Origin of the sequence: Hymenobacter amundsenii (assembly GCF_002204745.1) — a bacterium.
In the GTDB taxonomy this organism is placed as follows: Bacteria; Bacteroidota; Bacteroidia; order Cytophagales; family Hymenobacteraceae; genus Hymenobacter; species Hymenobacter amundsenii.
Map to the genome: position 1 here is coordinate 134,391 of NZ_NIRR01000008.1, position 8,031 is coordinate 142,421.

Annotated in this window: 5 protein-coding genes; 4 read left to right on the forward strand and 1 reads right to left on the reverse strand. The window is 64.1% G+C overall.

Annotated features, from left to right (window positions below; genetic code table 11):
• Window positions 1-29 precede the first annotated feature (29 nt).
• Together CDA63_RS07495 and CDA63_RS07500 are read left to right on the forward strand one after the other, a co-directional pair.
• The gene (locus tag CDA63_RS07495; protein WP_088463828.1) at window positions 30-776 is read left to right on the forward strand and encodes an alpha/beta fold hydrolase; all 747 of its coding nucleotides are present in this window, start codon (window positions 30-32) and stop codon (window positions 774-776) included.
• Window positions 777-1,021: 245 nt separating this feature from the next.
• Window positions 1,022-1,828 (forward strand): aquaporin, encoded by an 807-nt coding sequence (locus CDA63_RS07500; RefSeq protein ID WP_165768229.1) that lies wholly within the window; start codon window positions 1,022-1,024, stop codon window positions 1,826-1,828.
• Window positions 1,829-1,944: 116 nt separating this feature from the next.
• On the opposite strand, the gene CDA63_RS07505 is transcribed toward CDA63_RS07500, so the two are convergent.
• Entirely contained in the window at window positions 1,945-4,275 is a 2,331-nt protein-coding gene (locus tag CDA63_RS07505; protein WP_088463830.1) for a patatin-like phospholipase family protein, read from the reverse strand.
• 439 nt (window positions 4,276-4,714) lie between these two features.
• Here CDA63_RS07505 and CDA63_RS21725 point away from each other — a divergent pair, with 439 nt between their 5' ends.
• Window positions 4,715-5,434, forward strand: coding sequence for a type IIL restriction-modification enzyme MmeI (locus tag CDA63_RS21725; protein ID WP_317044040.1), 720 nt, complete (start codon window positions 4,715-4,717; stop codon window positions 5,432-5,434).
• Window positions 5,435-5,451: 17 nt separating this feature from the next.
• On the forward strand, window positions 5,452-8,031 hold a 2,580-nt coding region (locus CDA63_RS07510), incomplete at its 3' end, for a class I SAM-dependent DNA methyltransferase (RefSeq protein WP_317044041.1).

Genomic DNA, 8,031 nt, shown 5'->3' on the forward strand with positions numbered 1-8,031 from the left:
GGGGCGTCGGTTATGCCGTAGAATACACTATGCCCAACTACCACCTCACGTTCCTGGCCCTGCACTACTGGGCTGGAGCTGGCCACGAATTCGACCAGCTAGCCGACCTGCTTCAACCCGAATACCGCCTGCTGGCTCCCGACCTGGGGGGCTTCGGGGCAGCCCCGGCACCGTCCGGTGGCTTCTCGGTGAGTGCCTACGCCGATGCAGTAGCCGCTTTTATTGAGGCTGAAAAGCTGACCCGCTACGTGCTGGTAGGCCACAGCATGGGTGGCAAAATTGCGCTGGCCCTGGCGGCCCGACAACCAGCGGGGCTGGCAGGGCTGGTGCTGCTCAGCCCCTCGCCGCCTACCCCCGAACCCATGACCGAAGCCGACCGCCAGGCCAGCCTGCAGGCCTGGGGCCAGGCGGCGGAGGCCGAGAAAACCCAGCGCCACATCACGGCGCAGGCGCTACCTGCCGCTACTGTCCGGCAGGTAGTGGCCGACAACCTGCGCAGTACCCGGGCCGCCTGGGACGCCTGGCTGCTGGAAGGCAGCCGCGAGGACATTGGAGCCCAGATGAGCCGCATAGTGGTGCCGTGCGCTATTGTGGCCGGCGACCAGGATGCCGTGATGTCGCCCTCGGTGCATGGGCTCGAAACGCTACCGCTGCTGCCGGCGGGCACGCCCCTCGAAATTATTGGTGGGGCCGGGCACCTGTTGCCCTACGAAGCCCCCGAAGCGGTAGCTGCCCTGCTCGACCGGTTCGCCCGCGAAAAATGCGCCGACGAATAAGCCACCGGCCCCGGCACTTTTGCCCCACACGCTGTTATGCTGGCAGAACGTAAACAGATAGGGTGTAGCGCGAACCGAAGGACGGCGAAGCCAAGCTCCAGCTTCGCGCTACACCCCTGTGGCCCTTTCTTGCCTGGTTTCCGGCACAACGGCTAGTCCTGTTCAAATGGGTCCTGCTGCTGTTCACTCTCTTGCCCCTGCTTTCCAACACTGTGCGCCAACCCAGTTTTCTTGCTCACCTCCTTGTGTCGGTTAAGCGGCACTGGTCCAATTACCTAACCGAAGCGGCGGGGATTTTCCTGTTCCTGTTCATGTCGGGACTGACGGCGACGGCCGTGCATTACCCGGGCTCGTGGCTGGCCGAACAGCTGGCGGGCCACGCCGTGCTGGAGCGGGCCGTTATCGGGCTGGTGGTGGGCCTGACGGTGGTGGTTATCGTGTATAGCCCCTGGGGGAAACGCTCGGGGGCGCACGTGAATCCGGCCGTAACGGTGGGCTTCTGGCAGCTGGGCAAAATCAGGCCGGCCGATGCTTGCTGGTACGTGCTGGCCCAGGTGGCGGGGGCGCTGCTGGCGGGGCAGGCGCTACTGCTGGTGCTGGGGCGCTATTTCGCCCATCCCGACGTAAACTACGTCCTCACCAAGCCCGGCCCCGACGGCGTGGCGGTGGCCTTCGGGGCCGAGTTCCTGATTACGTTCATTATGGCGGCCGTGCTGTTCATGGCCCTGCACACCAAGCGGCTCCAGAACCTGGCCGGCTGGCTGCTGGGGGCCTTGCTGGCCCTGTACGTGGTCGTCGAAACCCCGTATTCGGGCATGAGCCTCAACCCGGCTCGTAGCCTGGGTTCGGCCGTGGCCGCCCACGACTACGCGGCCCTGTGGGTGTACTGGGTGGCTCCTCCGCTGGCCGGCTGGCTGGCGGCCGTGCTGTTCCAGCTGCTGTTCCGCGACTCGCCTTTATCGGGCTCCAGCATCGCCGGCCCCAATTCAAGCGCTGGCAGCAGTGCATCAACCAAAACCAGCACAGAACCCCCGCAGCACCCGGTAGAGTGAGTGGGGGACTCGGTGAATGAGTGAGTGAAGAAGAACGTCATTCCGAGCGCAGCGAAGAATCTCGCGTGCATTGATGACGTTCTTTTTCACTTAGTCACTTAGTCACTCAGTCACCGCTAGTCCAGGGCCCGGTCGCGGAAGAGGACGTAGCCGATGTGGGCGAAGACGCCGAAACGGTGGTTGGAATCGTCGTAGTGGATGAACTGCAGGGCGGCCGGGCCAACGGGGGTTTGGTACATGAAGCCGGTCATGGCCGTGAGGTAGGGGCGGCTGACGGTTTGGCCGCGCTTGGGGAGCAGCGGGTTGTACTGCTGCCGGTCCCAACCCCGGAACAGGGTGTGGGCATACAGCTCGGTGCGCCATTCGAGGGAGCCCGTTACGGCTTTCACGTAGCGCAGGCCCGCCGCGGCGAAGGCCGTGCCCCGGTACCGGTCGAGGAACAGGGTGCGCGAATCGGGCAGGGGCAGGAACACCGACGACGACGTGAGCGAGGAGCGGTAGGTGGCAAACGGGCCCTGGGTGCTCAGCTCGGCTTCCATCAGGTAGCCCCAGGCGTGTATCCGCGTGCCCACCGAGTCGCTCTTATTAAAGGTGAAGTACTGCTCGTTGTAAACGTTCAGCTTCACCCAGTTGTGGTTTTTGGTGCGGCCGGGTATGTCGCCGGCCGTGCTGCCGGGGTCGTACTTCTCGCGGGCCGTTACGCCGCGCAGGCCAAACTCGACCCGGCGGCCGGCCACGGCGTACTGGCGGCGGTTGAGGGAGTTGCGCTCAAAGTTGGCCGACGCCGTCAGGCCCTGGAGGCGGCTCTGGTCGAGGGAGGCGCTGCTGTTGATGTCGTTGGTATTGGCAAACCGGTCGCGGTTCGTGAACAGGCCTCCACTCAGAATATAGCGGCTGCGGTAGTTAGGGCTGATACCCATTTGCAGGTAGGCCTTCACGTCGCGCTGCTGCACCTGGGTGTTCTGGGCCGAGGAGCCCAGCAGGCCGCCGGTATCCTGGTAGTTGAAGTTGTTGAACGTAACCACCGGCTCGAAATACAGCGGCACGTTGCCCGGCACGCTGATGCGGAACGAGCCCCGCGCCCCGTTATAAAAGCGCCCGATGGTGGCATCGGCCTTTACCGTGTACAGGAAACGGGTGAGGTAGCGGTAACCTACGCCCAGGAAAATGTTGCTCATCGAGCGGGTCGAGAGCATCACGCCCAGGTCGGTGGTGAGGTTGCTGTTCTGGCGCGCATCAAGTCCCAGCACGTAGCCCTCCTGCTTTTTGTCGTAGCGAATGCGGGGGTACACGTTGTTGAAGAAGTCGTTGTTGACAAGCCGGTAGTAGCCTTCCTCCACGTCGCCGGGGGTGTATTTGTCGCCCGACCGCTGGAAAAAGCGGCGCACGAACTCCTGCTGCCGGGGCGGCAGGCCCTGCACGGTTATCTGGGTGAACTCGGGCTTAGGGGCGCGCTGCTGAAAGGCCAGGCGGCGGGCCTGCAGGGCCAGTGTATCCTGGCGGCGCGGAATGCGCTGGCGCAGCAGGTCCAGCTTCTCGATGGTGGCCTGGGTGCCCAGCTCGACGAGCTGCTTGGCCTTGCTGAAATCGGCGGCCGTGATGTCGCCCAGATTGGGCTGAATGAAGATGCCGTTCTTGCCCACCGAGGTGGTATCGGCCACGTTCGAGCCCAGGAACAGCAGCGTGCTCGTGAGCAGGGCGTCGTCGCGCTTCTTGGGGTATTTATCGAAGGCCACGTCGCCCACGTTCACGCCAATAATAACGTCGGGCTGGAACTCGTCGCGCATCACGCCGGTAGGGAAGTTGTCGACCACGGCCCCATCGAAGAGGTAGCGGCCATCGGGCTGGCGGATGGGGCGGAAGGCCAGCGGGAAGGCCATGGAGTTGCGCACGGCATCGGAGAGCGAGCCGCTGCGCTGAATGACTTTCTCGCGGGTGAATACCTCCGAGGCCACGGCCCGGTAGGGCACCAGCAGGTTGTCGAAGTTGTAGTTGGCCACGGCCCCGGCGGGCGCCAGCATGGTAGCCAGCACGTAGTTCAGGGTCACGTCGTCGACCAGGCGCGGCGTGACGCGGGTGCTGAGGGTGGAGTCGATGGCCAGGCGCAGGTGCAGGGAGGCGGGGGTGGGGTCGGAGTCGTAGTAGTTGTACACCTTGCCCTCCAGCGGGGCGCCCGAAACCCAGGTCTGGAACTCGGGCTTGAGCACGATTTCCTCGATTTGCTCGGGCGAGTAGCCGGCCGCGTACATGGCCCCCACAATGGCGCCCATGCTGGTGCCCACGATGTAATCAATAGGAATCTGGTTTTTTTCCAGCACCCGCAGCACACCCACGTGGGCCAGGCCCTTGGCCCCGCCACCGCTCAGTACGAGGCCAACTTTCTGGGCGTGGGCCGCGGGCCGCAACAACAGGCTCAGCAGGGCCAGCAGGCAATAAATCTTTCGCATATAGTTCAGTGAACAAGCCAGTTCCCGGCTTGGGGGTGAAGCGGATACAAAGAACGGGTTTCCCGACCAGATAGCAACCCCACCCCCTAGCCCTACCGTCGCTACGTTCTCACGGGGCGCCTCACCCCCGGAAGCGGGGGACTAGCTTTTAGTTTCCTAGAAGCAAAGGTTAGCAAGCTAGTTCCCCTCATTGGAAAGGAGGGGTTAGGGGTGGTTGACTAGCGTTGAACGGCCCGGCGGATGACGTTCCGCTAGCATACACCCACTAACCCCTCCTTTCCAAGGAGGGGAACTAGCTTGCTAGCCCTAAAAAACTAAAAACTAGTCCCCCCTCTCCCGGAGGGGAGGGGGCTAGGGGGTGGGGTGTGCGGCAGGGCGTAGGGTTAACGGCCCCTTGCCTATCTTCCCCGCCCCATTATCCTGTTATCCTACCGCCCTCGTGACCTACCCCGAATTTGAAGCCCGCTGGCAGAACTCCGGCGGCGCCGAACGCGCCAACTACGGCCTGTTCCTGCAAGACCTCTGCGACCTGCTGGGCGTGCCCCGCCCCGACCCCACCACCGACGACCCCGCCCACGACCACTACGTGCTGGAACGGGCCGTAACCTTCGCCGACGGCCCCAAGAAAAGCACCGGCCGCATCGACCTCTACAAGCGTGGCTGCTTCGTGCTCGAAACCAAGCAGGGCACCGATACCCCCGACCAGCAGCTGCGCCAGGAGCGGGCCGAGCTGGGCCTCGACCCCACCAAACGCCGCAAGGGCCACGCCGTGCGCGGCACCGCCAAATGGGCCGAAATGATGCAGGCCGCCCGCCAGCAGGCCCTCGGCTACGTGCGCGCCCTGCCCCCGAGCGAGCCCCGGCCTCTGTTCGTGCTGGTGGCCGACGTGGGCTACTGCCTCGATGTGTACAGCAACTTCGCCGGCTCGGCGACTCGTTTGTGCCCTTTCCCGACCAGACGAAGTTCCGCATCAAGCTCACGGCCCTGGCCGACGAAGGCACCCGGGCCCTGCTGCGCCAGATTTGGCTGGCCCCCCGCGAGCTGGACGCCAGCCGCCGCGCCGCCCGCGTCACGCGGGAGCTGGCCGCCCGGCTGGCCAAGCTTTCGGAGCAGCTGGAACAGGCCGGCCACGCCCCCGATGTGGTGGCCCAGTTCCTGATGCGCTGCCTGTTCACGATGTTCTCGGAGGATACCGGCCTGATTCCCAAAACCTCCTTTACCGGCATGCTCAGCCGCTACGGCCGCCCCGAGCAGCTGGAGTTTCTGCCCGACGCCCTCCAGACGCTCTGGCGCACCATGGACACCGGCGGGTTCTCGCCCGACCTCCAGGCCCGGTTGCGCCGCTTCAATGGCCGCCTGTTTCATGATGCCGACGCGCTGCCGCTGAGCGCGGCCCAGGCCGAGCTGCTGCTGCAATCGGCCAAAGCCGACTGGACGGAGGTGGAGCCGGCCATTTTTGGCACCCTGCTCGAACGCGCCCTCGACCCCAAGGAGCGGCACAGCCTGGGGGCCCACTACACCCCGCGCCGCTACGTAGAGCGGCTGGTGCTGCCCACGGTGCTGGAGCCGCTGCGCCGCGAATGGAGCGCCGCCCAGGCCGCGGCCGCCCGCCGCCTCGCCGAAGGCCAGGAAAAAGAGGCCCGCGCCGAGCTGGTGCGGTTTCTCAAGCGCCTCACCAGTTTGCGCATTCTCGACCCGGCCTGCGGCTCGGGCAACTTTCTGTACGTCACGCTCGAACACCTCAAGCGGCTCGAAGGCGAGGTGCTGGCCGCCATCAACAGCTACGGCCAAACGGGTTTGCTGGAGCTGGGCGGCGGTACCACCGTGAGCCCCCACCAGCTGCTGGGCCTGGAGCTGAACCCACGCGCGGCCGCCATTGCCGACGTGGTGCTGCGCATCGGGTACCTGCAATGGCACCTGCGCACCTACGGCCCCTCCGAGCTGCGCGAGCCCCTGCTCGATGAGTACCAGAACATCCGCCAGCAGGATGCCGCCCTCCAGCACGGCCCGCCCGTGCCCCGCCTCGATGCCCAGGGCCAGCCCGTTACGCGCTGGGACGGCACCACCCGGCTGCACCCCGCCACCGGCCAGCCCGTGCCCGACGAAACCGCCCGCACGCCCGTACTCGACTACCCCAACCCCCGCCCCGCCGAGTGGCCCCAGGCCGATTTCATCGTGGGCAACCCGCCGTTTGTAGGGCCGGCCCGCATGCGCGACGCCCTCGGCGACGGCTACACCGAGGCCCTGCGCAAAGCCTACAAGGGCAAGGTGCCCGATTCGGCCGACCTCGTGATGTACTGGTGGTACAATGCCGCCGCCGCCGTGCAGCGCGGCGCCACCGAGCGGTTTGGCTTCATCACCACCAACAGCCTCAAGCAAACCTTCAACCGCCGCGTGATGCAGCCCTTCCTGGAAGGCGACCCGGCCCCGCTCATCCTCACCTTCGCCGTGCCCGACCATCCCTGGGTGGATGCCGCCGAAGGAGCCGCCGTGCGCATCGCCATGACCGTAGCCGAACGCACCCCGGCAACGCCCGCGCCCGGTTTACTCTTGACACTAAGAACCGAAACAGCAGCGGAAGGCGATGATGCGGCTGATGTAACTTTTGATGAACAACAAGGACGCATTCTGCCGGACTTGTCGATTGGGGCTGAGCTAGATAGTGCTAAGCCTTTGAAAGCCAATCTGAGTGTAGGTCATAGAGGCGTGTGCCTAGCAGGTAGTGGATTTGCCATTAATGAGCAGTACGCTCAGAAATTAGGATTGGGTAGTGTACCTGGTCTTGAAACTTATATTCGACCTTACCTGAATGGTAAGGATTTGACAACTCGTCCTAGAGGTATCTATGTGATAGATATGTCAGGACTCAAAGAGGAAGAAGTTCTAACATCGTTTCCGGAAATATATCAACACTTGCTTCAGACTGTAAAAGCAGAGCGAGATAATCAGCGTGATGAAGCACGCCGCAAAAACTGGTGGCTATTTGCTCGTTCAAATGAAAATTTACGGTCTGCTATTTCGGGGCTTCCTCGCTACATCGTCACTTCGATGACTGCAAAGCATCGTGTGTTTTCTTTCATATCTGGGGACATACTACCCGACCAAGGCTTAGTTGTATTTGCAACTGATGATGCTTTCATATTTGGCGTACTATCTAGTCACTACCATATTGTTTGGTCTTTAGCATTAGGCGGAAGGCTGGGTGTTGGCAATGATTCCCGCTACAACAACTCCCGTTGTTTCGACCCGTTCCCCTTCCCCGAGGCCACGGCCGAGCAGCAGGCGCGCATCCGGGAGCTGGCCGAACAGCTCGACGCCCACCGCAAGCGCCAGCAGGCCGCCCACCCCACCCTCACGCTCACCGACCTCTACAACGTGGTGGAGAAGCTGCGCGCCGGCCAGCCCCTGGCCACGGCCAAAGAGCACACCATCAACCAGCAGGGCCTGGCCTCGGTGGTGCTCAGCCTCCACCAGCAGCTCGACGACGCCGTAGCCGCCGCCTACAACTGGCCCGCCACCCTGCCCGAAGCCGACATCCTGACCCGCCTCGTGGCCCTCAACCACGCCCGCGCCCAGGAAGAAAAGGCCGGCCTCGTGCGCTACCTGCGCCCCGCCTACCAGGCCCCCGAGCTGCAACAGCAGGCCCTGGCCCTGCCCGGCAACGGCGTGCAGCGCGGCATCAAGCACTCCCGCTTCGTGGTCATTATCCTGATCTGCATCATCGTGGGCACGGGTTTCCTGTTTGTAAAGAAGCCA